Annotated in this window: 21 protein-coding genes, 1 tRNA gene and 1 pseudogene; 8 read left to right on the forward strand and 15 right to left on the reverse strand. The window is 46.2% G+C overall.

The genetic code is table 11. The features are described from left to right. Positions 1 to 3 precede the first annotated feature (3 nt). The 6 genes from ACEVG1_RS11760 to ACEVG1_RS11785 all read right to left on the reverse strand — a co-directional run bounded on the left by ACEVG1_RS11760 (position 4) and on the right by ACEVG1_RS11785 (position 9829). A complete protein-coding gene (locus ACEVG1_RS11760; protein WP_374743875.1) occupies positions 4 to 1296 on the reverse strand; it encodes a sulfatase-like hydrolase/transferase in 1293 nt (430 codons plus the stop codon). A gap of 71 nt (positions 1297 to 1367) precedes the next feature. Beyond that, positions 1368 to 2768: a sulfatase gene (locus tag ACEVG1_RS11765; RefSeq protein WP_374743876.1), complete on the reverse strand. Its 1401-nt coding sequence runs from the start codon at positions 2766 to 2768 to the stop codon at positions 1368 to 1370. A gap of 74 nt (positions 2769 to 2842) precedes the next feature. Continuing rightward, a complete protein-coding gene (locus ACEVG1_RS11770) occupies positions 2843 to 4396 on the reverse strand; it encodes a RagB/SusD family nutrient uptake outer membrane protein (RefSeq protein ID WP_374743877.1) in 1554 nt (517 codons plus the stop codon). A gap of 16 nt (positions 4397 to 4412) precedes the next feature. Next, complete coding sequence (locus ACEVG1_RS11775; protein WP_374743878.1) at positions 4413 to 7850, reverse strand: TonB-dependent receptor; 3438 nt, start codon at positions 7848 to 7850, stop codon at positions 4413 to 4415. Between the two features lie 197 nt (positions 7851 to 8047). Then, complete coding sequence (locus ACEVG1_RS11780; RefSeq protein WP_374743879.1) at positions 8048 to 9160, reverse strand: FecR family protein; 1113 nt, start codon at positions 9158 to 9160, stop codon at positions 8048 to 8050. 105 nt (positions 9161 to 9265) lie between these two features. Further along, positions 9266 to 9829 (reverse strand): RNA polymerase sigma factor, encoded by a 564-nt coding sequence (locus tag ACEVG1_RS11785; RefSeq protein WP_374743880.1) that lies wholly within the window; start codon positions 9827 to 9829, stop codon positions 9266 to 9268. 345 nt (positions 9830 to 10174) lie between these two features. On the opposite strand from ACEVG1_RS11785, the gene ACEVG1_RS11790 reads away from it, so the two are divergent. Then, positions 10175 to 11614, forward strand: coding sequence for a toll/interleukin-1 receptor domain-containing protein (locus ACEVG1_RS11790; protein WP_374743881.1), 1440 nt, complete (start codon positions 10175 to 10177; stop codon positions 11612 to 11614). Positions 11615 to 11714: 100 nt separating this feature from the next. Here the strand turns inward: ACEVG1_RS11790 and ACEVG1_RS11795 are convergent, their stop codons facing one another. After that, positions 11715 to 11894 (reverse strand): hypothetical protein, encoded by a 180-nt coding sequence (locus tag ACEVG1_RS11795; protein WP_374743882.1) that lies wholly within the window; start codon positions 11892 to 11894, stop codon positions 11715 to 11717. Between the two features lie 140 nt (positions 11895 to 12034). Here ACEVG1_RS11795 and ACEVG1_RS11800 point away from each other — a divergent pair, with 140 nt between their 5' ends. Beyond that, positions 12035 to 12466: a hypothetical protein gene (locus ACEVG1_RS11800; RefSeq protein ID WP_374743883.1), complete on the forward strand. Its 432-nt coding sequence runs from the start codon at positions 12035 to 12037 to the stop codon at positions 12464 to 12466. 265 nt (positions 12467 to 12731) lie between these two features. Here ACEVG1_RS11800 and mobC read toward each other — a convergent pair whose 3' ends face one another. The 4 genes from mobC to ACEVG1_RS11820 form a co-directional block, all read right to left on the reverse strand. Then, a complete protein-coding gene (gene mobC / locus ACEVG1_RS11805; RefSeq protein WP_374743884.1) occupies positions 12732 to 14786 on the reverse strand; it encodes a conjugal transfer protein MobC in 2055 nt (684 codons plus the stop codon). Positions 14787 to 14937: 151 nt separating this feature from the next. Then, positions 14938 to 16272 (reverse strand): relaxase/mobilization nuclease domain-containing protein, encoded by a 1335-nt coding sequence (locus tag ACEVG1_RS11810; RefSeq protein WP_374743885.1) that lies wholly within the window; start codon positions 16270 to 16272, stop codon positions 14938 to 14940. Then, positions 16254 to 16664, reverse strand: coding sequence for a mobilization protein (locus ACEVG1_RS11815; RefSeq protein ID WP_374743886.1), 411 nt, complete (start codon positions 16662 to 16664; stop codon positions 16254 to 16256). The genes ACEVG1_RS11810 and ACEVG1_RS11815 overlap by 19 nt, the downstream gene beginning before the upstream one ends. 188 nt (positions 16665 to 16852) lie before the next feature. Further along, on the reverse strand, positions 16853 to 17032 hold the full coding sequence (locus ACEVG1_RS11820) for a hypothetical protein (protein WP_374743887.1): 180 nt from the start codon (positions 17030 to 17032) through the stop codon (positions 16853 to 16855). Positions 17033 to 17148: 116 nt separating this feature from the next. Here ACEVG1_RS11820 and ACEVG1_RS11825 point away from each other — a divergent pair, with 116 nt between their 5' ends. Together ACEVG1_RS11825 and ACEVG1_RS11830 are read left to right on the forward strand one after the other, a co-directional pair. Continuing rightward, a complete protein-coding gene (locus tag ACEVG1_RS11825) occupies positions 17149 to 18189 on the forward strand; it encodes a helix-turn-helix domain-containing protein (protein WP_374743888.1) in 1041 nt (346 codons plus the stop codon). Between the two features lie 13 nt (positions 18190 to 18202). After that, positions 18203 to 18949, forward strand: coding sequence for a hypothetical protein (locus ACEVG1_RS11830; protein WP_374743889.1), 747 nt, complete (start codon positions 18203 to 18205; stop codon positions 18947 to 18949). Positions 18950 to 18997: 48 nt separating this feature from the next. Here ACEVG1_RS11830 and ACEVG1_RS11835 read toward each other — a convergent pair whose 3' ends face one another. Further along, positions 18998 to 20524, reverse strand: coding sequence for an LA2681 family HEPN domain-containing protein (locus tag ACEVG1_RS11835; protein WP_374743890.1), 1527 nt, complete (start codon positions 20522 to 20524; stop codon positions 18998 to 19000). Positions 20525 to 20741: 217 nt separating this feature from the next. On the opposite strand from ACEVG1_RS11835, the gene ACEVG1_RS11840 reads away from it, so the two are divergent. The 4 genes and pseudogenes from ACEVG1_RS11840 to ACEVG1_RS11855 form a co-directional block, all read left to right on the forward strand. Then, positions 20742 to 21053 carry a hypothetical protein gene (locus tag ACEVG1_RS11840; RefSeq protein ID WP_374743891.1) on the forward strand — a complete coding sequence of 104 codons (312 nt, stop codon included), beginning with the start codon at positions 20742 to 20744 and terminating at the stop codon, positions 21051 to 21053. A gap of 21 nt (positions 21054 to 21074) precedes the next feature. Next, entirely contained in the window at positions 21075 to 21791 is a 717-nt protein-coding gene (locus ACEVG1_RS11845) for a hypothetical protein (protein WP_374743892.1), read from the forward strand. Positions 21792 to 21901: 110 nt separating this feature from the next. Beyond that, a complete protein-coding gene (locus ACEVG1_RS11850) occupies positions 21902 to 22057 on the forward strand; it encodes a hypothetical protein (RefSeq protein ID WP_374743893.1) in 156 nt (51 codons plus the stop codon). Continuing rightward, positions 22026 to 22808: pseudogene (locus tag ACEVG1_RS11855) on the forward strand (recombinase family protein); the annotation flags it as partial. The gene ACEVG1_RS11850 and the pseudogene ACEVG1_RS11855, both read left to right, overlap by 32 nt. Before the next feature lie 737 nt (positions 22809 to 23545). Here ACEVG1_RS11855 and ACEVG1_RS11860 read toward each other — a convergent pair. The 3 genes from ACEVG1_RS11860 to ppk1 form a co-directional block, all read right to left on the reverse strand. Next, a tRNA-Leu gene (locus ACEVG1_RS11860) sits at positions 23546 to 23628 on the reverse strand. A 130-nt stretch (positions 23629 to 23758) separates the two neighbouring features. Next, positions 23759 to 24634: an exopolyphosphatase gene (locus ACEVG1_RS11865; RefSeq protein ID WP_374743894.1), complete on the reverse strand. Its 876-nt coding sequence runs from the start codon at positions 24632 to 24634 to the stop codon at positions 23759 to 23761. 5 nt (positions 24635 to 24639) lie between these two features. Further along, the gene (gene ppk1 / locus ACEVG1_RS11870; protein WP_374743895.1) at positions 24640 to 26697 is read right to left on the reverse strand and encodes a polyphosphate kinase 1; all 2058 of its coding nucleotides are present in this window, start codon (positions 26695 to 26697) and stop codon (positions 24640 to 24642) included. Positions 26698 to 26831 lie beyond the last annotated feature (134 nt).

The raw sequence follows: 26831 nt of genomic DNA on the forward strand, positions 1-26831 counted from the left end.
ATGTTATAATGACATAGCCGAACGAGGTCCGACCGATCGTTCCCATGTGTCCAGTTCTTTAAGCATCCGTTGCACTTTTCCTGGATGCCGAACAGCAATATTATCTATCTCTCGTAGGTCAGCACGCAGGTTATACAAAGACGTGTCATTGGGACTTACAATAAGTTTAAAATCCCCCGAGCGTACTGCTTTCTCATTGGCTGTACGCCAAAACAAGGAGCGATTTTTCACTTGACGTCCATTCAGCAGGGTCCCACTGACATCCACTCCATCAAAATGGAGGCTGTGCGGAGCTTGAATGCCACAGATAGTGAGTACGGTAGGTAAAATATCCATGCTGAGGATCGTTTCATCGGATTCACGAGGTGCGATTTTTCCCTTCCAATACGCAATTCCCGGTACCCGGTGCCCCCCTTCTGCAAGGCTTCCCTTTTGCCCCTTCAGGGAACCGTTGCTTCCATAAGGCTTTTCACTTCCGTTATCCGACATAAAAATCACCAAGGTGTTATTTTCTAACTGACTGTCTTCAAGAGTTTGTAGGATACGACCGATGCCTTCGTCCATCACTTCGATCATTTCCCGATAAGTGGCTTCCGGGTCTTCCACCGAACCCAAGGGGTTAAACTTTTTCCCGGGAAGACGCTGTGCGGGGTCCTTTCTACCCTGGATAGGAAAATGAGGGGCTTCCTCAGCGACCATCAGGAAAAAGGGGCGGTCTTTGTGCTGGGTGATAAAGTTTACCGCGTGATTAGCGATCAAGTCCGTCGAATACCCATCTTCATTTATAGCATCGCTGTTATGCCACCAATCATACCGCAACGCCGCATCATAGTGGGAATGATAATCCACGTTCCCGCTGAGGTACCCCCTGAATTCATCGAACCCTTGGAGGTTGGGATGATAAAATGGTTGATAACCTAAATGCCATTTCCCGATCAACCCAGTGGCGTACCCCTCCTGCTGCAATAGTTCTGCAAGGGTGGTATTGGACGTATCTAACCCTCCCCTGCTTGATTCACCGCGTACCAAAATCACCCCTTCGATCCCCGCACGTTGCTGATAACGGCCAGTTAGCAAGGCCGCACGTGTCGGTGTACAGACGGCACCGTTGCTATGGAAATCGGTCAACTTGATGCCTTCTGCTGCTAGTCGGTTGATATTCGGTGTTTGGATGCTGGTTCCGCCATAACAGCCAAGATCTCCGTATCCCAAGTCATCGGCGAGTATCACGATGATATTGGGTTTATCGGGGTTGGGAAGGACGTTATTCGCTAAAATATGGGATGACAAAAGCATTCCAAACGTTGATATAATGATTTTTTGTAACATAAGATTTTGGGGCCGTAAATGTGATGGAAACTCGGCAGCTAAAACGGTCCTTTGTTGTTATTGTGGGTTGCATCGCGGGATGCCCCCGGCATCTCGCCCTTCACTTTACTGAACCCACCGCCTGGTTTGGCAACCGGATGTGTAAGTACCTTTGGCTCCGTGTCGCCCGTCTCGCGCTGCCACCGTCGCAAGACACGTCTCAATTGCCGGATTTGCCGTTTATAGGATGCATTGTTAATCTCATTTCGTATCTGCAGGCTGTCGGATGACATCACATAGAACTCCTCCTGCGGTCTTGGCTTTGTAAACGGTTCACGCTGCAGTTCACTTAGCTTTCCACTACTCAGTTGTTTCTCCAACACTCCGTACGATGGGCTCTCCCGTACATCCATAGACCCTCCATTATCAAATTGTGGCCGACCGTTGTAAACGTATAGATAGTCTTTTGTCCGAACCGCCCGTTCGTAAGCCTCGAAATCATGCCAGTTGTGTTCTGAAAACACATGGTTGCGGAAGGATAATGATGGATTTTTCAATACAGAAAGAAAGCTCTTTCCCTGCATATCCGGTGAAGGCATCACGCTGGCCATATCCAGTATCGTCGGCCCGACATCCACTCCGCTGCACAGCGCTTCCGTCACCGCAGTCTGCCCGATACGCTGGGGCCAATACACGATAAAAGGAACCTTCAGCCCCCGGTCTTGCAACCGGGTCTTGCTGCCTGGAAACGGCCGCCCGTTGTCCGCCATGAAAATGATGACGGTATGATCCAATATCTTTTTTTTCCGAAGACTATGGACAATCTTTCCTACATAGCTATCCAGCCGGCCGATCTCGTTGTAGTACGACGCGAGGTCTTTCCGCGTCTCGCCGTCGCCCAACAGCGTAGGCGGAATCTCTACCTCTCGCTCCGGGTCATGCAGCACATTAAATTGGCTGTCGGCGGACCAGGGCCGATGCGCATCGACCGAGGCCAGCCAGAGGAAAAAGGGCCTCCCGCTCGCATATGCCGTATCCAACACGTCCATCCATCGCTCCTCACCACCCTCGCCGTTCTTCCGGCCAACTTCCATCCGGTCATACGCCCTGGCTGTTTCGGGTCCTTCATGCCACTTGCCAGCAAGCGCCGTATAATAACCCGCTTGCTGCAAAAGCTCGGGAAAAAACGTCAGGTGCGCCGGCAATGGCTCATGCAGCTCAGCCGCCCCCGTATTGTGCGGGTATCGACCCGTCAATAAGCTGGTCCGGCTCGGGCTGCAGGAACTCGAAGTGACGTACATATTATCAAAGCGAATGCCTTGGGAGGATAGGCTATCTATATGAGGCGTTTTCACTTTCGAATTACCATAACAACCAATATCATCGTAGCTGATATCATCGCCGATAATAAGGATGATATTCGGCTTTAGGCCGGTAGGGTTCCCCTGACCGAACACCATGATTGCCTGCGCAACGCTAAAAGCGACGCAACCTATACATCGTAAAATATACATAGTTAAAAAGATTTCCTAACCTACTTCCAGACATCGTGTTGTTCCAGATTCGGATTAGCGTCCAACTCTGTCAATGGAACAGGAAACACCTCGGATTTTCTCCCTTGATAGTTAACCAGCGACTGATCCGGAAATCCGACTGGATCGGCCTTTAGCGTTTCATAGGCTTCCTCAACAGTACCCCAACGCTTCAGATCGAAAAAACGATGCCCTTCGAAAGCCAGTTCCACACGCCTTTCGTGCCGCAGTATCTTCCGCAACTGGTCTTGGGATAGGCCTGTGCCTTCGACATCCTCGATGGCAGGCATATCAACCCGGTTCCTGACCGCATTAATTAACGCATAGACTTCGTCTGTAAGCTGATTATCCTCAATCAACGCTTCAGCCCGCATGAGCAGAACATCCGCATAACGGATAAGGTAGTAATCCTGCCCTCCGGGGTCAGCAACGGCAGCTCCCTTTGCCGTTGTCTTTGACCGAACATATTTCTTGATTCCATAACCGGTATCGTTGGCGGTAAAAATGATGTTCCTGTCTTCGATAAAAACGTCGCCGCGGAAATATACAGATGACAAAAGCCGTGGATCCCTATTCATTTTAGGATTGGCCGCGTCGTACAGCGGTGACTCGGCAATTGACAGCCCATCCGCACAATAATAGTCGTTCACCAGGTTGCTAAGCGCTTGATGCGTCCATTTCGGAGTACTCATGTTCGTCACAGAAAATACCTCTCCCGTATTAAATCCTGCGGCTTCTTCAAATCTCACAGAGAAAATAATATCCTTTGCGAACTCTCCGTCATAGGTGAACTCATTTTCATAGGGAAAGTCCAGGTCATAGTTGTTTGAGTTAATCACCTCCAGTGCTGCCTCAGCTGCCCGCCCGAATTGCTTATCGAAGAGGAGTACCCGCGCGAGTAAGCCGTTTGCCGCCCCTTTGGTGGCATATCCATATAGACTTTCCGGATACGTAAGAGGCAAAAGCGCTATAGCTGATTCCAGATCAGCAATTACCTGGTCAAGTACTTCACGTTGGCTGTTCTTTTCCACATATGCATTGTCCAATGACTGGACACCTAAAATAAGCGGAACATCCTCGTAATAAACCGCAAGGTTAAAATAAAAAAGCGCCCGTAAAAAATACGCTTGCCCCAGGTATTCGTTGATTGCCGAGGCATCGACCAAGTTATCCGACAGCATCTTCTGGATGTTTGCCACGGCTTCGTTGCACCGCGCGATTCCCTTGTAGCTTTCCTGCCAAAGCAGCCGGAAAAGTGCTTCTGACGGATCCAGCGTACCTCTGATAAAGAAACCCGGCCCCTCGAACCGAATCCGGTTCCAGCTGTTATCGCCGAAGCTATCGTAATGAACCAAACTTACCGTACTGTTCCAGCTTCCGCCATACAATGTTCTGGATTGCAACACGTCGTAAATACCATTAACAGCAATCTGAACATCCTTTGTTGTTTTCCAGAAATTCCCGGAAGAGAGCTCTGTCTTCGAATGCAGGTCTAAAAATGACTCGTTGCATCCCATCAGGGAAAAGATCAATATCGCATACGTGAATTGTTTCATCGTTCCTTGTTCTAAATTAAAATACAATATTTACCCCGCAAGTTACCGTTTTGTAGATCGGGACCGTGTTGACCCCTGTGGTCGTCGACAGTCTTTCCGGATCAAAATTCTCCATCTGGGAGAATGTCAGCAGGTTCTGCCCGGCCACATAAAAACGAAGTTTCTGCATCCGCATTCTATGGGTCCATCTTTCTGGAAAACTGTAACCGATCTCAACATTTTTCAGCCTCAAAAAAGATGCGTCTTCGATGTAATAGGTCGATAGCTTCTGGACGTTATTCCTTGATCCGCCTGCTTTGATAATCTCTGTCGAAGGATTATCCGTTGTCCATCTGTTTTCGAAATACCTGAACACATTGGATACCTCATTCCCACCAAGCAGATTCGCGTCGCCCATAACGATGCGATCCACGTTCTGAATTCCCTGAAATGTGAAACCCATATCGAATCCCCTGTAAGACAATGATCCGTTCAATCCGTACATCCACTCAGGATACGGGTTGCCGATTACCACCCGGTCGAATGCATCAACAATACCGTCGGCAACACCGGCCGGACCGCTTACATCGCTGAATTTCAGATCACCCGGAGCCAATACATCTCCAAATTGCCCAGGAGAATTCTCGATCTCTTCAACCGTTTGAAAAATACCGGTATGCTGATAACCGTAGTAAGCCATAAAGGGCTCTCCGGATGTAATGATTGTATTATTATTAATGGTTGGGATTCCACGATCGCCAAGATTGACCACCTTATTCGGAGCCATCCGGGTAAAATTGGCACTCACCTGGTAAGCAAAATCGCCACGATGATTGTACCCTACATTCACTTCGACTCCCTTGTTCAAGATTTCCGCTGAATTCTGCGCAGCAATGTCGGTGACGCCTATGGTGGAAGGGACCGGAAAGTTGGTATACAAGACATCAAAGCTCCGTCTCCGGAAATAATCACCTTCAAGAAATACCTTACCTGACAATAAACTTGCATCCAGCCCGATATCCATTTGTTCGGTAGTTTCCCATCGGATCGTCGGATTTGCCAGACTTGTCAACGCAGCTCCGCTCACGATGGTACCACTTCCTAATACATAGTCCAAACCGGAATTGTAAGTTTGATCATAGATATAGTTGCCGATACGGTTATTGCCAGTCCTTCCCCAACTACCTCTTAACTTCACCTGATTGACCCATCTGTTGTTTAGGATATTTTTAAGGAAAGATTCCTCGGAAAGCCGCCATCCTGCTGAGAACGAAGGAAAGTTACCATATCTTCTTCCCGGGCCGAATCGTGAGGATCCATCCCGCCTGAAATTTGCTTCAAACAGATAACGGTCTTTATAGGCGTAATTGATACGCGAGAAAAACGATTGCAAGGTCACTTCAGCCCGTGATCCCGCCACGGAGGGATTTGACACGCCCCCTGAGTTGAACTCCTCAAGGTTTTCCGAAGGAAAATTCTCCAAACCGCCACTGAACCAATCGGTATTGTCATACATGACCGAGTGTCCAACCATGAATGAAAAATCATGCTGCTCACCAAAGACCATTTTATAGCGCACTAAGTTATCGTTCAATATTCGGTAATTTTTGTCAAATCGATTGGTCAACTGATTGTAGCTGCCGGCCGACACGACATTGCCGTCCCAATCTCTGTTTTCATTGTACGGGGTAAAATCGGATTGATCCTGGAATATCAGGTATAATGACAACGATGTTTCAAAGGTCAGCCCTTTAATCGGCTCCAAAACCACGTTGAACCGCTCTTTGAAGTTATAATACTCCGATTTATAATTTCCGAATTCTCCCAATTTGACGGGATTTGGTTGGCCCGTCAATGGAGAGCTGGAATAAAAACTACCGTCTACAAAACCGTAATCTCCGTTGGCATACCTGACCGGTACCGTTGGAGCCCTTGAAGCGCCCGCTAATATAGTAGCTGCAGTTCCGTCACCGCCGGAAGGCCCCTTACTTTTTTCCAAAGCCGCCGAAAAATTATTATTAACCGAAATCCAATTATTTAGATGCGACGATACATTGGCAAGGAAATTATAGCGGTCGTACTTAAATTTGCCTTTCACGATAGCATCCTGCGATAGATAGCCCAATGACAGTCGGTAAAGTGTCTTTTTCGATCCGCCGGAGAAAGACAAGTAATGATTGTGTACCCCGGCATCCTTCAAAATTTCATCCGTCCAGTTGGTGCTGGCAAATCTGTAGGGATCCGTACCGTTTCTGATCGCCTCTATATCTGCTGACGAATAACGGGCTGCTTCGGGATTCCCTCCTGCATTATTGACTAATAATTCATTAATATACGCTGTATAACCAATCGCATCAAGGAATTCCGGCACTACCGTAGGCCGCTGCGAACCGAAGTATGAATTCAATTCTACCTTGAAATTATCTGCCATTCCCTTCTTAGTCGTCACGATAATCACGCCATTGGCACCACGCGCGCCGTAAATAGCGCCTGCGGAAGCATCTTTCAATACCGTTATGTTTTCGATATCCGATGGAGCCAGCTGATTGAATTCCCGTAGACCATCGAACTGTATTCCGTCTATGACTACCAATGGATTGGTATTGCCGAAAGTTCCAACCCCACGGATCAATACTGAAGAGGCATCGTTGCCTGCAAGGCCTCCATTCTGTGTTAATTGAACCCCCGAAAACTTACCATACATCAGCTGGGCAGAATTCGCCACAGGGGTATTGACCGCATCATTGAAGGTAATCGACTGCACCGAACCCGTTAGGTTGACTTTCTTTTGCGTCCCATACCCTACCACTACCACCTCCTCCAAATCGCTTACCGATGGTTTCATCGATATACTAATCGTTGACTGGTTTCCAATTGGCCATTCGACCGCCTCGAATCCTACGATAGTAAAAACTAACGTATTTCCATTTATAGGAATTTCTACCCGATAATTGCCAGTGTCATCAGTGGTGACGGCCAAAGAAGTACCCTTGATGGCTACAGTTACTCCTGCTAACGGTTGACCAGATTCATCAGTTACTTTGCCTGTTATAATTCGCTCCTGTGACATAGAAGTCTCTGGCGCATCCTTCCCAACACTACGAAGGCCACGTCGTCCTCTTATAGCGATGGTTTTACCTTGAATTTGGTAAGTCAAAGCACGCGGCGTCAGGACCTGATCAAGCACAGCTTCCAATGGCTTGTCTACGACGTTAAGGGAAACCAACAGATCCTGTGTTACATACCGGTCGTTATATACGATCAAATAACCCGTTTGGGCTTTGATAGAAGCAAGAACCTGTGTAATAGGTTGTCGGTTGACATTTAAGGTAACTGTCTGGGACAATGTTTTGGCACTTACATGTAGACAGATTATAGCCAAAAGCAGCGACGTTAGTCTCATAATTCGGAATAATTGGATTACCCAATTGGCCCCATTTTTCCCTGCCAATAGGTAAAATACATAATTTATCATTACGTTTGTATGTTTAAATAGCCTCAAACTAGTTATAATTTATAATTCGGATTATACTGGTGCTGTTTGGACGCGAAGGGGAGTGTTGGCCGCACTTCCCTTTCACGTTTTTATTGTTATGTCTTTCTCATCGTGTCATGATTTATCTATTTATAATCTGGTTATTTACTAGGCTTCTTATTTACTAGGCTTCATTTCTACTGTACAATTAGTGTACGTCCCTCCAAGCTGATCACCGCGTCAGAAATATCCAATAGGTCCAATGTTGCCTGTAGCGTTAAATCACGGGCCATTTCACCTGTAAACGATTCTTTGGGAATACCCTTGCTATAAACTACTTCTATATCATACCAGCGTGCCACCTGCCGAATCATCTCATCGAACGGTGTATGGTCGAAATAGAACCTGCCATCTTTCCAGGCGATGTACTGATTTGGATCCACCTGCCGAACGGCTGTTGTAGCTTCTTGGGTAATGCTTTGTTCCCCAGGTAGAAGTTTATTTACGATTTTGGACGTTAGGTTTACGATTTGTACAGCCCCCTCTACCAATGTCGTCTTTATCTCAGGATCGTCTGGGTAGGCAGAGACGTTAAATCCGGTACCCAACACTTCAATTTGCTGGCCTCTGCTGATTACCTTAAAGGGCTTATCCTTGTTCCTTGCTACGGAAAAATAGGCTTCTCCCGAAATCTCGACCAATCGTTCATTACCCGTAAAATGGGAAGGATATTTCAGTGCACTATTCGCATTCAACCAAACTTGGGAGCCATCAGGAAGGGTGATTTGATAGGTACCCCCTTTGGGAGTGATAAGTGTCAACGTCTCCGGTGTAGAGGACACCTCAACTCGATCTAATATCGCAACCTGTGTAGTGCCGTCACTATAGGTGATGTCCTCGTTTCTGACAATGATGCCGGTTCGAGTTTCGTCTAATACAATTGTTTGGCCGTCTGCAAGGGTGAGCGTCGCTTTGTTCCCGCCGGGGGCAATATCGTGCGTATCTGCAATGGCCGTTTTATGATTCAGGAGTTGGTCGCCAAAGAAACCCCATATACCTAAGAAGGTAATGAGCAGGATGGCAGCGGCATAAGGCAGCCATCTGCCAATATGCAGCGAACGCCGTGATTCCGTGTGCTGCCTGAAAGCTGCATCTAACCGATCGGCCGATGCCTGCATGCGCCGTTCATCCGGAAAAAGCGAACTATCCTGTACCTTTTTGTTCAGATAGTGTTCTACTAATCGCCTTTCCTCAGGAGTACAGGTACCCTTCCGGTACTTTTCAAGCAGTTCGTTTGCGTTGTGCGCCATGTCTGTTTCTAACGTGCCTTTATAATCAAGTCAGTTAATGCCCGGCTTTTTCCCGAAAAATTTTCACTTTTTTTGAGATAGGGAAATTAGACCGCTACAAGGCCGTTAAAACAGGAAGAAAAAAAAACTGCGAAAGCGCTGATGTAACGCTTTCATGGTTTGGCTCATAAGGTTTTTAACGGTTTTTTCGGAAATCCCTAACCGATCGGCGATTTGCTCATCCGGCACGTTATCCTGCCGCATCCGGAACACATCTGCCATCTTACCGGGCAACCGTTCGACTATCATTTGGAGCCGCTCGAAGAGTTCTTTCTCTTCAATATGATCGTCAACATGATAGACTGCCTCATCAAGATAGTGCTGCAAATCGTCAACAGTTTTCTGTCTCACTTTTAGGTGCTGAATAATATTAAGGTATTTGTAACGAGCCGCTCGGAGAAGATACGGCTTCAAAATAATACGCTCATCAATGCTTCCGCGCTTTTCCCAAAGGGAGAGGAAAATATCTTGTACGATATCATCCGCATAGCCTTCATCCTCGGTCAATCGATAAGCGTACAGATAAAGAACATCGTGATAGTGTCGGTAAAGCACGGTAAAAGCATCTGCGTCGCCTGCATTTAAAAGAAAAAGGAGTTCCTGATCCGTATATTTACCGTTATCCGCCACGTCATGATTAATTTAATACAAAACAAAGGTAAACAGAATATAAACTAGTTTCCAAATGTGTGGGGAATTAAGGGGACTTATTTGTAGAATCTAACAATACGCCCTGCATACGTGCATCATACGTTTAAATGATAGTCAAACCCCGCTCTCTGAAAAAGCGAAAAGCCCGGAATTTTGGGATTACCGGACTTTTCTTATCTAAAGATATTGTCAATAACGTAAATGCAGGGCGTTTGTTTTGCGTGGCTGAAGAATTATTTTCATCTAATAAGTTTCCAAAATAATTGCTAAAATTGAGGATTAGACGAATCGACAAAACACATCAGCTGAAATGAGAGAACAATTATGAGTAATCATCCTAAAGTATTTATTTCCTATAGTTGGAGTAACCCTGATCACGAAAACTGGGTTGTCAACCTGGCAGAGCGGTTGGTCGCAGATGGCGTGGATGTGACCATTGATAAATGGGATCTCAAGGAAGGCCAGGACAAGTACACTTTTATGGAATCAATGGTGAGATCCAACGATATTCAACGTGTACTGATTATACTGGACAAAAAATACGCGGACAAAGCCGAACAACGGGCAGGTGGTGTGGGTACAGAAACGCAGATTATCAGTCCGCAGATATACGAAAATGTATCACAGGAAAAGTTCATCCCTATCGTCACGGAAAAAGATGACAAAGGAGATGCCCACATGCCCACCTATTTGAAAGGCAGGATTTACCTGGACTTCAGCGAACAGACGGATTTTGAGAACAATTATGAAAATCTATTAAGAAACATTTTCAAAAGACCGGCATACAGCAAACCGAAAATAGGCACACCCCCTCCGTATTTATTCGAGGATACACCGCACCATCAAAAGACGTCTTCTCTTGTACGGAGCTTTGACAATCTGGTCAATAAAAACCCCAATAGACTGAATCCCATGATCCGGGATTTTTTGGATGAATATTATACAAGCATTGATGAATTTGTAATTACGTTTACTTCCCGCGATACGATTGAAGCGGGGAAAACAATTTGCGACAACATTCAATCGTACACCCCTTTACGGGATGACTTTATTCTATTTTTCGACAAGGTTTTTAAACTTGGGGATCAGTTTGATATTGACATTCTTATTCACTTTTTGGAACGAACACCACAATTGACTTATCCAAGGGATGAAAGGGGTCAATGGTATGACGGCGACTATGATAACTTTAGGTTTTTTGTGCATGAAATATTCCTCTATCTTATCGCTTTGGGGTTAAAAAACGAAAACTACATGGTTATTGAAGAATTGCTACATTCTAACTACTTCTTCAAAAGTCGCTATGAAGATAAAGCGAATCCGAAGCATTTTACTGAGTTGTATGGTCATATCGCATCCATAAAACAGTATTATAACCAGGCATTTTCTCAAAATTTTTTCAGCCCGATGGCTGATTTGATTATTAAAAGAATACCGAAAGGAATGTCAAAAGACCAACTTATAGATGCGGACTTGCTTTGCCATTATGTGGCCGAATTGTCGGGAAGCTACTGGTTCCCGATTACTTATATATACCGAAGTCGAGGAAATCTGGATTTGCTTGGAAAGTTGGTATCACAAAGATTTTTTGAAAAGGTAAAAGGATTGTTCAATGTTGCCAATGCAGAAGAGTTCCAAAACCTCTTACAATCTTATAAAGAGCAAAACAAAAATCCGGAACGTGTGAGCTATTCGGGTTCGTTTGACCGTGTATTACCTATATATGAAATTGTTGAGATTGATAATGTCGCGACTATTAGATGATTTACTGATATTTTAAAGGATTTCAAGCTAAACGATATCCGATAATTTTTTGATTTCCTGAACACTAAAAAATAGAGGAGTGCCGTTGTAAGTTAGGATATTATAAATAGCGAGGTGTGACAAACATAGAAGGATACATTGAAAGCAATATTGGCATTCTTAGTGGAGAACTTGCCAAATACATTGTTGAAAAAAATGCGGCAAGCCAATCGGCGCGCCTGGCATTCCAAGCCTCGGTGACCAATCGAGGGAGTTCTTCGGGTGTTGTTGCTTTTTCCATCGGGTGCTTTTACCAAAGGTAAGGCAAAGGAGCATAAATTCCTGCCTTTTGTAAAATTGATGCTAGATAGGATGAAGGATTACACCAATTTCCCTCAAAGTTGTTTATCTTCACACAGAAAGGAGGATACGGCCATGTCCATGAACAAATTTTTCACGTCCCTGATTACACTATTGGCATGCAGTGCCAGTGCACAGGCGCAGGTAATCGTCAACCCGGATGGGACGCATTCCGTTGCCATGGGAAATATCATTGTGAATTCCGATGGCACCCATTCCGTGCGCACGGGCGATGTGATTGTCAATCCGAACGGCACCCATTCGGTGATCAGCGGCAATGTGCTGGTGACCCCGGATGATAGGCATGTCCCTTTTTTTGACACGAGCCAAAAAAAGGCCGATCACAAGGCAGCCGCAAGGGACGATAACCGCTACAGGTATGGGGCCATGACGCAGCGTGCGCTATGGTTAAAACGCATGGATGCCCTTAAAAAGCAGCGCCGGGAGGAGCGCAAGCTCCGGAAAGCGCGGAATAAAGAACTGCGAGATGTTTTTCACCGTGCCGTTAGGTGACGTCTACGGTAAGCCAAAAAAATTCCATAAATAATTTGCTTAGTGTAAAAAATACACTATCTTTGCATCATCATAATTTAGGTTTATAATTGGTTAGTAAAGGTTTCCATTCTCCCCGTTTGGAAACCTTTCGTTTTCTAATCCCCCTACACCGCTTATTTCTTATGCCATTTCGAGCGTGCGATGGCGACCTCTCTTTCATCAGCATTTAGCGCGAGACGTACTTACTGGGTTTATAATATTGGTTTATGGGATAGCTTGATGCTCACAAGGAAAACGCTGGACCAGTTTGGTCATCGGCATTTTTCTCTTGTTGGCAAGATTGTTCGGGCGCCGATTGTTGCTCCTTTTTATCCAACTGCTCCACAGACTGCTCCCGTTCAATCCGTTCCAGTTCATCCAACATCAGCTCCCTGACTTCACGCTTTATTTTCAGGTAATTTTCCCGGATGTCCTCGGTGGCGACCGTCGCAATCTTCGGGATGTCCTTGTAAGTGGCCTCTTCCGCAGCGATGGCGGCGTGGTCATTCTGGACTTCGGCATGGAACACCTTCAAGGCAATCTTTTCCTCGGGGTTGTCGGCGACCATGCCGACGAAGCTACCGGAAGATAGCGTGGCGATTTTGGAGGCGGGAATGGCGTAGTCCAGCTGCGCAGACTTGGTGAAGGTAGTGTCGCTGCTGCTGAGCGTGCTACTATTGCGCTCCTGCATAATCTTGCCAAAGGTTTCGGAAAGCGTCTTGGCCGTAGCGCCGGTGACCTGGCCAGCGATGACATTGCCGACAATGCCCGCGATGACGTCGGCCTGTTCGGAACCATAATCCTTTTTGAGCTGACTGAAGTCCTGCACGGCGATGGTGGTGGCGACCTTGTTGGAACGGGCGGTAGCGATGAGGCTGTCGATGTTATTAAAGTAGATAGTGGGAAATTCATCGAAGATGAGGCTGCTTTTCTGCCTGCCTTTTTTGTTGACGAGCTTGATCATTCGGGAGATATAGAGGGAGAGCACTGCACCGTAGGTCTGGAGTTTTTCGGGATTGTTACCTACACAGATAATTTTGGGATCATGCGGATTGTTGACGTCCAGCGTGAAGTCGTTTCCGGAGAGGACGTAGTAAAGCTGCGGCGAGGACAGCCGGGCGAGGCCTATCTTGGCGGAGGCGATCTGCCCTTCCAATTGTTCCTTGGCGTTGTTTTGGAAGGCGGAGATGAAGGGATTGATGAGTGTCTTGATCTCGTCCTGCTGGCTGAGGATGGCGAAGAGCGGGTCATAGTCCACCTGCATCAGTTCGATGACATGGGGCAATGTACAAAAGTTACCGTCCCGGTACCGGCGCAGGTACCAGATAATGGCCGTGAGGAAGTTGATGGGGGACTCCACGAAGAAGTCACCCTGTTTCTTGATCCATTCCCTATTGAGGCCAAGCATGACTGTCCGTGACGCTTCGGTAGCATCGGTGATGTCGTCCATGCTGTGCGGATTGAGGGGGTTGCACCGATGGGTGCGGCTGAGGTCATCGAAATTGATGATGTAGAACTTGGGCGGTTTGGGGTAATTGTTGTGGTATTGCAGCAGCTTGTTGTAGGCGATGCGGGTGAGGTCGTCGTACTTGAAGTCGTAGACGAACATGGTGAACCCCTTACGAATGTGTTGGTCGATGATGTGACGGATGACGAAATAGGATTTCCCGGCGCCGGGGGTGCCGATGACGAGCAGACCGCGGAAGGGATTGATGAAGTTGATCCAGCTGTCGCGTATCTTCTTCTTAAGACGGTATTTGGCAGGCAGGTTGACGGAGTATTCGTTTTCCAGGAGCCGCTCTTCCTGTGGGAACGTCTCGTTATCGGTGTTGAATGTATCCTGCTGCAACGTGAAACTGATGAGACGGGAGAGGCGCGTACCGCCCACAAGGATGGCAAGGTAGCCGGTGGCGGTGGCACCGATGTAGGCGGCGGCAAGCATTTCCACGGACAGGGGCACATGCAGGACGAGTGGGCTGGCGAAATAGCCTGTGAGACCAAGTGAGATATGGATGCCGATGCTCCGTTTATCGACTTTCTCATCCTTACGCCCCTTGACACCAAGGAGTGAAATGGCGAGGAATGTGAGAGCAGCTAATTTGGGACGGAAGTTGCCGTCAAACAGGCCCGTGGTAAGCAGATTAGCCAAGAGACTGTCCGTAATCCCCGCCGTGAGGCCCCAGCGTCGGAAGGCCAGGTAACAGGTGAGGTAACAATGGAAGCCGAGGACAGTGAGGCTGATGAGCCTACTTAGATCGGCTATTTTGCGTAGGGATTGGATATCTTCTCCGGTGTTCATTGTTTAATGGATATGGGATTATTGATTATATGTTTAATGCTATTGGCATCAATGAGCCCTTCGGGGTTTGAGACGTGAGATATGATATATTCCATGAAGTGTATGTGGAACTACGCATTCGTAATGCGTGGGTTCTGGGCTACGCCTTATGTCATAGGCTGTGGCCTTGTTGGTCATCTGGACGTTTGCGGCGTTTCTTCTTCTTTCGCTTCGGGATGAACGGGCCGTATTCGGGCCCGGTGCGACCGAGCAGGGATTCCAGTAGGGACTTGCCGCCGGTGGTGCCAGAGACGGTGGGCAGTTTTTTGAGTGCCTTTTGCAAGTAATCGGTTGGCTTCGGTGCCGGGCGCAGGTAGGTCTTTCGCTGTGGGCGTTGTTCATGTTGTTTCCGTTGCTGGGTGTTGTTGGCACTGGGTGTGGCGCGGATGTCCTGTTGGCCCAATTGCGCCGTAATGCCCCTAGCTGTGTAGGCCCTGCCGAGATCACTGCCGTTAAAAACGGTTCGGTGGTGGTTATCCACGTAGGTGATGCCGTATATTGTACCTTGCTCGCTCTCGCGGAAGACGGAGTGGATGCCGAAGGTAGCGAGTTCCTTGGTGAAGGTACCTCTGGTGAGTTGGTTATAGGCGGTCAGGACTTGGTTTATCCGTTCTGTCAAGTCATTCTTGTGAGGCTGGCGCCTTTTGTTGCTTTTTTGGAAGCGTGTTTCCAGATTGGCGAGCGTGGGCTTACCGTAGATGCTACTGGCTTTTATGGGTACACCGGTTTTGTTTCCTTGGGTGTCGGTGATCCAGTATTGCAAGCCGCCGCGCTGGTGCATCCGGGTGCCTTCTTTGCCCCTGTCTGCGGTAATGTTGAATTGGCTGAGGACGGCGTTTAACTCCGGGATGCTGGTGAAGCTGTAGTTATTTATGACGGCGTTCACGATATTGGTGATGGTGTGCTTGGTGGGCGACTTGCCGTAAGTAACTTTTTGGGGATCGGCGGCGGTGATTCCCTGTCCCTGCTTTTCCGTCCGGCCTTCGGCTTTGACGAGCTGGTATTTTTCCTCGATTTCCTTGCGGGCTGCTTCGGATAGCGTCCGGCCGATGTTGTGGATATCGATGCGGCTGCCGTCCGCGCGGATGTTGACGGTGGCGATGTGGACGTGGGGATGCGCGGCATCCAGATGACGGTAAACGAGGAAGGGCTGGTCGCCGAAACCCACGCGTTCCATGTAATCCATAGCGATGCGTTGCAGTGTACCATCGTCGGGCTTCTCCGAAGGATCGAAATTCAGGGAAATGTGCAGGGCGTTGGTCTTCACCCGGGCGTTGAGCATGGTGAGATGCTGGAAGCGCTGGATTTTTTGCGCGGTGTTCAGCTGGTCGATTTCGCCGGCGAAGCCACTGGCGAGGATAAGGTGCGCCTGACCCTCTTCCACTTTGTGCTCATTATACCGCAGCACGCCGCCGATGTCTTTTCCGCTTATGACTTTGGCAACCATCGTTGGGCGAGTTTGGAGATGATGGATAGGAGCTGTTCTATTTTCGGCTCGATACGATTGTATTCGGCGCTGGTTTTGATGTGATGGAAGGCGCGTTCGGTGGGCGTTTCAGCGACGTGGAATCGGTGCGTCTGCTGGTTGATATTGACGCCAATGGCCTTGATTTCCTTTCGTATGAGTGCCATTTCTTCCATCGCACCGTTGAGCGTGATATCCCGGTGGAGGCAGTTGATGCGCTGATTGGACAGGATTTTCCGCGCGACCTCGCCGATGCTTCGGCAGTCGCTTTCCTTTACCAGCTTTTCCAGCCTATGGTATGTCTGCTCATCCACGCGGGTGCGGATGGGGTGCGTGAGCAGGCTTTCGGGGTTATTAACTTTCTTTCTTCCCATGGTGGTGTGGTGAGTCAACGGCTCCTCCCCTGGCAGTCCACGAGTTCCGAAGTGGGTGGCCCGACCGCGGGTCGGCAAGATTTTTTGTGGACAAAAATACATCTTGCTCCCCACCCGCGTGGGGCCACCTCTTCCCTATCGGACGTGCGGTGACAGGGAGCTGGTGCCTTGAATTTTGCTAACGCGTGTTAGGGTAATTTGGGTGTGTCGTCCAGCGTGATCTTTTCGACTTCAGCAAGGGGTATCGCCGCGCGAAGCACCTGTCGGATGCGTTGACGCGGATTGCCTTTGGTCCTTTTTATGCCCCACGCCGTGCTGTGCGTGGGATGGCGGTTACACCTGTTTCTTTTGGGAATGTCATTGTTCATGGCTATTGTGTATATTTATAGCCAAAGTTGGGGGGATGTGTTGGGATTAGTTGACAATCCTGTTGGGGAGGGTGTGGGATTTTAAGTATTGATAAATTAACGGCTGCCGTTTCGTTATGCCTAAAACAAATTTTTCAGGTATCGTTTTCAATAAGGAATTAGATGCGCTCGAATATGGAGACATTGTTGATTTCTTTATTGATGTTAAAGAGGAGTCTACTCGATTAGAGTTTAAGGGGTTCTCGGCCCAACATGGGAATTTTAATAATAACTTTGAAGGGGTAATAAGGGGGATATGTGCTTTTTTAAATTCTGAGGGAGGCGTACTTATTTGGGGTGCCCCGGAAGGTATTCCTGGAGGTAATAATAATAAGGTATTCCAAGGGGCATTATCACCTTTAAGTACACTAAAGGAAAAGGACTGGCTAATAAACAAGATTTCTGATTCTATAACGCCCCTACCAATAGGAATTGACGTCGGGATATTGCAGGACAATGGGAACGTCGTTTATGTGTTCGAGGTTCAACAAAGCCCATATTCGCCACATCAGTATAAAAACACCTACTATGCAAGATTAGACGGGCAAACGAAACCTGCACCACATTATTTAATAGAGGCTTTATTTAAGAAAATCAAATACCCTAATATTGAAGGATTCATAAAGCCGGAACTCATCACCAATAATGGTGATTCCTATTTACTGGATCTTTCCGTTATCCTATTCAACTTTTCCCAACTTCAAAATGAGGAAAATGTATCTTTCCGCCTGCTGAGCACCAACGGGCGATTCGTTAACGCCGACGACCCCGAATTTTCATATCGGTATAACATGAACGGTCATCAATTGATATTTAATAATTTTGCGCCAGTCTTACATTATGGAGCCGCACATACCCATGTGGAACGAATAGCATTCAATTTAGCAGAGTTAGAGGCCATCGGTTATGAAGTTGCATTGATGTTATCATTTGGGGGCAAACGTTCTCCAGCTAAGACATCGCGTTATACATTAAATCTTTGGGATATTGATTGGGAGCATCCTGAAGAACCGAACTACCTGTTGACTTTCATTGAGGAAAATAAACTACTGATTGATAGGCAGATTGAAATAGGCGCTACGAGGGAAACCGTATTACAACAAACGCTGAAACGATAACCTCTCAATTGGAATGGAAAAGGACCTGGCTGATAATATTTATAACAATCTCATGAATTTGTTTTTTGAGCCGGAAATCCGTGACCGGAAAAAGCAAGGACTAATTGGCGAGGATTTCAAGTTACTTGCGGCCCAAGCACTGTTTTTCCCGGATGGAAAGCCGCAAATTATTAGACTGAATGAGGAAGTCTCTGTACAAGTCAAACTTAAAAAAGGAGTTGATAGTACTGTTGATGGCTTTTGGCCTTCTAAAGATGACGTGGAATATATAAGACCTAACGAGGAACAATATTTGAATTGTGGTCACGTAACCCTACTGCTGCTCAAAGACACCTACCAACTAACATTCGATTTTCAATACAATAAGAAAGCGTGTGAAGAACATCTCAAGGTCGCAAAGCAATTTTTAGCAACGAGCAAATATGCTTTGGAGAACAACCATCTTGTTGCTTTCATTGATAACTCTTTTAGTACAATTGAACTCCTAGCCAAGATTGATTTACTACTTGCGACGGATAAAAACGTAAGCGGTAAGACCAACCATAAAGCAATACAATCTGCTTTCAATAAGAAGCATAAAAAGCCATTTTCGGAATTTGAGCAGATTCAACGGGACATTTTTAACAAGCTGTTTATCGCAAGGAATAAGGTAAGGTATCTGCATGGAACGATTGTTATGGATAATGATGAAATGCTCGTTATTTATCGCGCGCTTAGTGAAATGTTTGATAATTTATCAAAACGGCTATCCATTGAATGACCGCCAAAGAATGTCACGGCCATTACAATAACGTATGACAATACAGATTCATATTTTGTCTTCAAATCGCATATTTGGCAGAGTAAATGGTATGGTTAACTTTGGCTCTTTGGTTTTTTCTTCATGATGTATGGCCAATGAAGTATATATAATCGCTGACCGGATTAATTTCATTTGTTTTAAAGTTTTCCTTTCCAGTTCTCCCCGTCCAATGGAATATGTCATTTCATCTGACTCATCCGCACCTGATCCGCCATTTTCAACGACCTTGAAAGATTTGTGCTCTATATGATTACGGATTTCGGCTAACTCCTTTGCTTCAGGTTCTATTACTGTCTGATGGGCATCTTCTTTGTCGAAAAGGTCCTTGCTTAGCCAATAGAGTCCCCGTAATGCAAGATTCTTGTTTTTGTGGAAAATGGTGCGGAGTGGCTTTCCTTTTTGGGGTTCGTGCCACAAACCGCGAAAACTGGTTCTATTTCTTTCTATGCCTATACCTAAATAAAAATTCAGCAAATAGGCGATTTTATCAAACAGTGAATAGACCAAACGATAAGCAATCTTTACCTTTTCAAGGTTATGGGAATATTCCGCATATTCAAGCGTATCTACGAGTACGATGTCTTCATTGCTGTAGCTCTGCGCTGGTAACTGGGTCCCCTCATAAAAAAGAAATCTCGCAGTGCCATATTCCTGCTTAATTTGGTTGAATAAAGAATGGAATTTTGGTGGATCGTCTGGTGCAACCGTCATACTTGGCAAATGCATAATGTCTTGGCTGGCAATGTTATAAGGCGATAGGTCATTAAGGGGATTAATATATAAGGCTTTTTCTTCACACCATTTTCGGTAATTGGCAAGTCCTTTATCTGTACCTAAATCATAGTCAAAGGAGTGTTCTTTGTCCAGATATTCTGTTGGCCAATGAATACGAATATGTTGATAAAGTCGTAGGAACGAGTCGTATGCTGCTGGATAAATATAGTCTTTCCATAGCAATGCGTTTTGGAGCGACTTGTGTGAATGGTACATGAAGATATTTCGATGTGAATCGTCGTATAGGCATCCGGCATAGCCATGTAGTCCATGGCCAATATTTCCAAGTGCCATTGGAAAATCCGGGATTACTTTCAACGCCATGTTCCAATACTCTTGTGCTTCTACAAATCTGCCAACATGGGAAAAATGGTTGCCCAAATTGGTGTAAACCTGGCATTTAAATTCCTTCATAGCGTCCTTGAATGCGGGTATGGATATACATTTTCTTAGGTGGTAAAGCTCTTTGGTAAGTTCTTCCTGATCGTAGTCCCAGCTTTCTTCTGTTTCAAATCTATTAAAGTGCCGTTTAGCAGCCCAAGCATTGGCCAAAAAATAGTGATAGTGTATTTGCCGAGGGTTGTCCAGTCGATCAATATCTATTGCTTTCGATAATAAAAAGGCTTTATCAAGGAAAGCGCGGTCGCCTTCATCCGACGAAAGGTCAACGAGTTGTCCTATAAGATCCAAAACCTCCTCCAAAGTAAAATCTATTGGATTTAAGCTCGCTAACTCGTTGGATGTAATTTTTTTCGGCATATTTGAGAATTTCTATAAATGTCGGGATAAAGACGACAAGCCAAAAGAAGAAATATTCAACATAAGTTATATATCTTTATTGTCCTAAACGTTCGACAATGGTAGATTACACATTGACACAACTAAATGTGACCGTCAGGGAGGTTGTCATAGGTAACAAGCGGTAACGAAGTCCGTCTTTAATCAAATTGAGCGCGAATCCTGTTTTAGCAATGATATGGATTTTGTCGGTGATGTAATCATCGGATACACAAAGGACAGTGATGGTAAATTTCTCCTATGGGTAAAAGACGGAAAATTAAGAAGGTCCAGTCTGACACCTTATTATAAACTGCCAAAAGATGCGAATTATGCGGCATTGCATAAAGTAAGTTGGTTTTTAAAAAGGTGCGGAATCAATTTTGAAGGTCTTGATGATAGCAAAGAAACGGTTTCAAATACTGTAGCTGATCCTAAGCAGTATGAATGTCTTGTTGATAAGGTCAGAAAATTTCTTGAATCGTTAGTTGACATGCAGATATTTCTTTAAATCTCTATTCCAATACCTAATATGAGCAATATAATCGACGTATCAAGTTTAATCGATGATAGGAACCGGGAGATGTATAACACTGTGTGTGAAAAATTTAATGTTGAATTTGAATATTCAGCAAATGATGAGTATTCGGTTTACACACAAGGCAATCAAGCAACGTTCTATATCCCTATAGGCACGTATTGTGTGGATTCTTTTTCACACGAGTTGTTGCATGTATACTTGGACTACCATGAGTTTTACCTTGGGGGAAACTTCAAGAATACAATGTGGCAAAGTAACGTCTTCCAACGGCTATTCGATATTCAATTGGCAGAGCACATGACAAACAGCATTTCGCATAAGTTGATGCTACCTATTTATTTGGCTATGGGATTCGATAGATTGAAATTTCTGTATGACTACAATGACTACAAAATGGAGCCGGGATTTCTCAACAGATTATCAAAGGCTTATAAGACTAAGGGAGGCTATAGTTTGTCAGCCGCAAATATATTTATTGGCAAATTCTTCGCCCTGAAATGCGATCCAAACCCTGAATTTGACTATTCCAAGGACCTTCAGAAATTCAAAGGGATTGACCCGCTGTTGTATGGAATATTGGATGGTTTTTATAATAAATGGGATGGTTATGATTTTATGCGCGACGAATTTTCTGAATACCGAGATAAAACAGCTTCGTTTTATGATAGCATGAAAAAATGGTTAAGGGGCAAGAAATTCGCTGATTAGCGGATAGCTTTTCATTCTCTCAAATATTTTCATTCGGCTTCCCAACCGGATTGTCAAACATTTACCTAATCCTCAATCATCTTTGCTGCTTTTGACTAAATGCAGCGAACATGCCTCAAGAAAATTCACAACAATCAACTGAAAAACAAGAAATTAAACCTTGCCAAGACGTAGATTTTTTCTTAAATTTAGTGGCGGAAATCATCATTGAAATCATTTTAAAAGAGGAAATTAATGAGCGCAATCGGTTACGTCAGGATCAGTAAAAAAGACCAGTCTAGGTATTCACTGGAATACCAGGAAAAAAGCATCCGTGATTATTGCGATGCTAATAATCTAAGTTTAGTTTCGGTCTTTGTGGATGACGGGGAAAGCAGTTATACGTTTGACCGTCCGGATTACCGTGCGTTGGAACGATTCATCAAGGAGCAAAAAGGTGCCGTTAAATACCTCATTGTGCTGGATCACGACCGATTTAGCCGCAACCTTCCTGAAGCGTTGATGAAAATCGAAGAATTGCAGCAGAAGTTCGGGCTGAAAGTGCTGGCGACAAGCGAAACGGTAGATATCGACACTTCTGACCCCTCCGTATTTCTGCTCCGTGCATTTAAATACCTTATTGCCAATCAGGAATTATTTACCATAAGGCGGCGGGCCAAAATGGGCATCCGCCAAGCCCAGCAATCCGGCAGGTATGTCAACCTTGCGCCTTTTGGTTACCTCAATAACCGGGAACCCGGCCAGCGGAGCATGATCGTCGTTGATGAGTCAAAGGCCTTTATCATTCAGAAAATATTCCGTGACTACTTGTGCGGTATCCCCCAATTCCTGATTCAAAAGGACGTGGAGAAAATGGGGTTTAAGCAAACGGCGAACGGAGCAATTGCCCGGATATTGGCTAATCCGGTATATGCCGGGCTTGTACGGGTAACAGGGACAGCAAACGAGCCGGAACGAATAATCAAAGGAGTCCACGAAGCCATCATTACCGAAGCGGAGTATTGGCGGGCACAGGAACTTATCGAGGCCAATCGCCGGGAAGAAAATCCCCATCCAAAAAGTGAATTTCCCCTAAAGACATTACTCTATGCGCCATGCTGTGGTGGCAAGGTGACAGCAGGAAGGACAAAAGGATACTCCAAACGCTATGTTTATTACCGTTGCATCAAGCACTCCAGCACAAATCTATCCGGCGCAAAGATGCATAAGAAGATGGAACTGATATTAGCGCACCTAAGCTTCAAGCAGGAGCACATCGACAGGATCACGCAAAAGGTGCTAACCGGCTTGGAGAAGACTTCTTCAATCCGTAAAAAAGAGTTGGAAGCAACGAAAACCGAGCTGGCAAAGGCAGAAGAAAAGATGATGGCCGTCGAAGAACGGTTATTCGAAAAGGAAATTTCGAGTTTTACCTACAACCGTTGGCACAAGAAACTGAATAATGAGATATTGCTATTAAGAGAGAAGATTAGCGAGCTTACCGTCAACATTACGAGCAGGGTTGAGAAGCGGTTAGAACTATTGAAATACCTGGTGGATGTGCCCTGTTTGATGAAAAAGGCCGAAGAGCATAGCTTTACGATGTGGTTATCATTGATGAACGAAAAGTTCAAACACAAGTTGACCTATGTAAATGGGGTTTTTAGAACTAATTACATCAACCCTGTCTTCAAGCATAACCTACAGATACTCAAAGAGAAAGGGCTGCTAATTTTAGAGCAGCCCCACCCAGATTTTCTGAAATTCTCGTCTTGTGCGGAAGAGCAGATTCGAACTGCCACGCCCGTAGGGCGCCACCCCCTCAAGATGGTGCGTCTACCAATTTCGCCACTTCCGCTTGAGGATTTACTGGCGCAAACTTAGATAAAATTGTATTTATATGCAACCTGCATATCATACAATTTTATCGTCCCCTCATCTGCCCTTGAAAGGACAGCGGCCACGTGTTTTTTCTACCCTGCCTACAACTATCCGTTTTTATCGATCAGCGTCTGGATAATACCATCCGCCAACCCGACGCGGGGAACGATGACCTGCCGTAGACGGCCGTATTTCATCAACGTCAGGAAAATCTCGCAGGCAGGGATGATTACATCTGCCCGGTCTTGGTTGAGCCCAAGCACATTGATGCGGTCTTTCAGCGAAAAAGAACTGAGGTATTCGTACAGGGATTTCAGCTTGGCAAATGAAATGGGTTTGTCTTCTTTATTATTATTTGCGAGCCGTGATAGTTTATTGATATTGCCACCCGTACCGATACCATACACCGCCTTGAATGCCTGCGTATGGGTTTTTACCCACGTCCGCATCTCGTTCCAGGTTTCTTCGCTGTCTTGGTTATCTAATATGCGGATGGTACCGATATTGAATGAAGCCGATGCGATCCATTTGGCGTCGGCAAACACAGACACCTCGGTACTACCCCCACCCACATCGATATACAGGTAGGCCTTATTATTGTTAAGATGCTGTTCAATATGGCTGTTGTAGATGATCTTCGCTTCTTCACTACCATCGATAATCCGCAAGTCGATACCGGCATCGCTGATTTCGCGCAGCAGCGAGCTGCCATTGGCCGCCTCGCGCATGGCCGAGGTAGCACAGGCCATGTACTCGCTCACTTTGTATACGTCCATGAGGTTCCGGAATGCGGCCATGGTCTTTACCAAATCCTCGCCCTTCGATTGGGATATCCGGTGATCGATGAATGCATCATCGCCCAATCGCAGGGGCACCCGTACCAGCGTATTCTTTTTGAACGATACAACATCGTCGTTTCTGATAATATCGGCTATCAAAAGCCGCACCGCATTGGATCCAATGTCTATTGCTGCGTATCTCACGTTTCTTAAGATTTATATTTCAGGTAATTGTAGATATCTTCCTGGGCCCGGTGCTTGATTTTACTTTTGGCGCCGATGTATCGGTTGCTGTTGGACCGATTGATTTCGCGGGCCTTGGTATTGTCCCGCAACTGGATATTGATGATGTCGCGGATTTCCTTGCGGATACGTGCGTCGATGATGGGAAATGCCACTTCTACCCGCCGGTCGATATTGCGTGTCATGAAGTCGGCAGACGACAGGTAAATCAGCTCGTCGCCGCCATTGCCGAAAATCCAGACCCGTGCGTGCTCCAAATAGCGATCCACGATACTCCTCACGGTAATCCGCTCGCTATAGCCCACCTGGCCCGGCACCAAGCAACACATGCCCCTCACAATAAGCTGGATCGTTACACCCGCATTGCTGGCTTCATAGAGTTTTTCAATCGTCTCCTCATCCGAAAGGCTATTCATTTTCAGTATCATGTAGGCCTTCTTTCCCGATTTGGCTGCCTCTATTTCACCGGCAATAAGCTGATACAGCCGGGCCCGCGTTCCTAACGGCGACGCAATGATCGACTTATAGTCTCGGCGGAACACCTGCCGCTCCAACCCCCGGAAAAGATGCTTTAGGTCGCTGGTGATTGCGGGATCGATGGTAAACAGGCTGTGGTCGCAATAGCGCTTCGCCGTCTTTTCATTGAAATTCCCCGTTGCGAGGTTTGCATAGTAAACCAAGCCCCGCTTTTCACGGCGTGTAACGAGGCATACCTTGGCGTGCACTTTGTACTGCACCACCCCGATATTGACATTGACCCCACCCTCCTCCAGCCTGTTGCGCCAGTATATGTTGGCTTCTTCATCAAAACGTGCTTTCAATTCAATCAGGCAGTTTACTTTCTTGCCATTTTGTGCCGCGTTGATCAGCGCGTTGATGACACTTGAATTTTCGGCCAGTCGGTAAAGGCAAATATTGATTTCCTGCACTTTGGGATCTATGGCTGCTTCGCGGAGAAAATGCACAATATAGTCGAACGACTGGTATGGCAGGCTAACCAAGTAATCGCGTTGGGCCATCTGGCTGAAGATACTCCGGCCAAGATCCAGATTATTGACACGCAATTGGGGCATGGGCGGATACTCCAATTCCGGACCGCCAACATTGGGAAAGTCGATAAAATCCCGGAAGTTGTGGTACCGGCCGCCGGGGATCAACGCATCCGGATCCAAATGCATACACCCTACCAGGTAATCCAGCGTATCGAGCGAAATGCCACTGTCGTACAACAACCGCATAGGCCGCCCTTTTTCGCGGCGTTGCAGGCTATGCATCAGTGCATCCACAAATTTCTCGCTCATATTGGGGTCTATATCCAATTCGGCATCGCGCGTAAGCTGGATGCTATACGCCTCGATGGAACCGGGATCGAATATAAAGAACAGATCGTCCAGGCAATACCGGATGATGTCATCCAACAGGATGATAAATTTCAGCCCGTTATTTTCGGGCAGTATGAGAAAACGCGAAATAATCGGACTTGGGATTTCCACCAACGCATACTTTACCTTCTTCCGGAAGGTCAGCTTAACGATGAAGTAGGTATGCCGATCCTTAAGTTCCGGGAACGGCTTGGCAGCATCCGCTTCCTCCAACATGATGGGTACCAAGGTGGGCAACACCTGGCGCCTGAAATATTCGCGCACGTATGTACCCCGCGCCACGTTGAGTTGCTGCTCGTTGATGATAAAGATTTTCTGGGCTTCGAGTTCTTTGATGATTTCCTGCTCATAAAGGTAGTCGAACCGCTTCTCGAGCCGCACCACGATATCCTTTATTTCGTTGAGGACTTTCTTGGGGTTGAAGCCAAGCATGGTTTTGGTTTTGTTGTTGATATCTACCAGACGGTTGAGGGTGGCCACCCTGACCCGGTAAAACTCATCCAAATTGGATGAGAAAATAGCCAAAAACCGAAGCCGTTCGATAAGCGGCACCGTTTTGTCGGCAGCCTCCTGCAGTACCCGCTCGTTAAAATATAACCAGCTTATTTCACGGTTTATAAGGGGATATTTATGCTTCACCATTGCTATCATGTGGCCGCCATAAGTTATTCGGCCAATAATAACAATGCAACGTTGCGTTAATGTTAGCGGTGCGTTAATTCACCATAACCAACCATCGTATTGAAGCGGGCTTACAACTTATTACTGCGGGGGTG

This window comes from Parapedobacter sp. 2B3 (assembly GCF_041925275.1).
Taxonomy (GTDB): domain Bacteria; phylum Bacteroidota; class Bacteroidia; order Sphingobacteriales; family Sphingobacteriaceae; genus Parapedobacter; species Parapedobacter pyrenivorans_A.

Coding starts and splice junctions, on each gene's coding strand:
- ACEVG1_RS11760 (WP_374743875.1), bottom strand. CDS start 1,296: ATGCTTTTGTCATCCCATATTTTAGCGAATAACGTCCTTCCCAACCCC.
- ACEVG1_RS11765 (WP_374743876.1), bottom strand. CDS start 2,768: ATGGTGTTCGGTCAGGGGAACCCTACCGGCCTAAAGCCGAATATCATC.
- ACEVG1_RS11770 (WP_374743877.1), bottom strand. CDS start 4,396: ATGAAACAATTCACGTATGCGATATTGATCTTTTCCCTGATGGGATGC.
- ACEVG1_RS11775 (WP_374743878.1), bottom strand. CDS start 7,850: ATGATAAATTATGTATTTTACCTATTGGCAGGGAAAAATGGGGCCAAT.
- ACEVG1_RS11780 (WP_374743879.1), bottom strand. CDS start 9,160: ATGGCGCACAACGCAAACGAACTGCTTGAAAAGTACCGGAAGGGTACC.
- ACEVG1_RS11790 (WP_374743881.1), top strand. CDS start 10,175: ATGAGTAATCATCCTAAAGTATTTATTTCCTATAGTTGGAGTAACCCT.
- ACEVG1_RS11795 (WP_374743882.1), bottom strand. CDS start 11,894: ATGGAAAAAGCAACAACACCCGAAGAACTCCCTCGATTGGTCACCGAG.
- ACEVG1_RS11800 (WP_374743883.1), top strand. CDS start 12,035: ATGAACAAATTTTTCACGTCCCTGATTACACTATTGGCATGCAGTGCC.
- mobC (WP_374743884.1), bottom strand. CDS start 14,786: ATGAACACCGGAGAAGATATCCAATCCCTACGCAAAATAGCCGATCTA.
- ACEVG1_RS11810 (WP_374743885.1), bottom strand. CDS start 16,272: ATGGTTGCCAAAGTCATAAGCGGAAAAGACATCGGCGGCGTGCTGCGG.
- ACEVG1_RS11815 (WP_374743886.1), bottom strand. CDS start 16,664: ATGGGAAGAAAGAAAGTTAATAACCCCGAAAGCCTGCTCACGCACCCC.
- ACEVG1_RS11820 (WP_374743887.1), bottom strand. CDS start 17,032: ATGAACAATGACATTCCCAAAAGAAACAGGTGTAACCGCCATCCCACG.
- ACEVG1_RS11825 (WP_374743888.1), top strand. CDS start 17,149: ATGCCTAAAACAAATTTTTCAGGTATCGTTTTCAATAAGGAATTAGAT.
- ACEVG1_RS11830 (WP_374743889.1), top strand. CDS start 18,203: ATGGAAAAGGACCTGGCTGATAATATTTATAACAATCTCATGAATTTG.
- ACEVG1_RS11835 (WP_374743890.1), bottom strand. CDS start 20,524: ATGCCGAAAAAAATTACATCCAACGAGTTAGCGAGCTTAAATCCAATA.
- ACEVG1_RS11840 (WP_374743891.1), top strand. CDS start 20,742: ATGGATTTTGTCGGTGATGTAATCATCGGATACACAAAGGACAGTGAT.
- ACEVG1_RS11845 (WP_374743892.1), top strand. CDS start 21,075: ATGAGCAATATAATCGACGTATCAAGTTTAATCGATGATAGGAACCGG.
- ACEVG1_RS11850 (WP_374743893.1), top strand. CDS start 21,902: ATGCCTCAAGAAAATTCACAACAATCAACTGAAAAACAAGAAATTAAA.
- ppk1 (WP_374743895.1), bottom strand. CDS start 26,697: ATGGTGAAGCATAAATATCCCCTTATAAACCGTGAAATAAGCTGGTTA.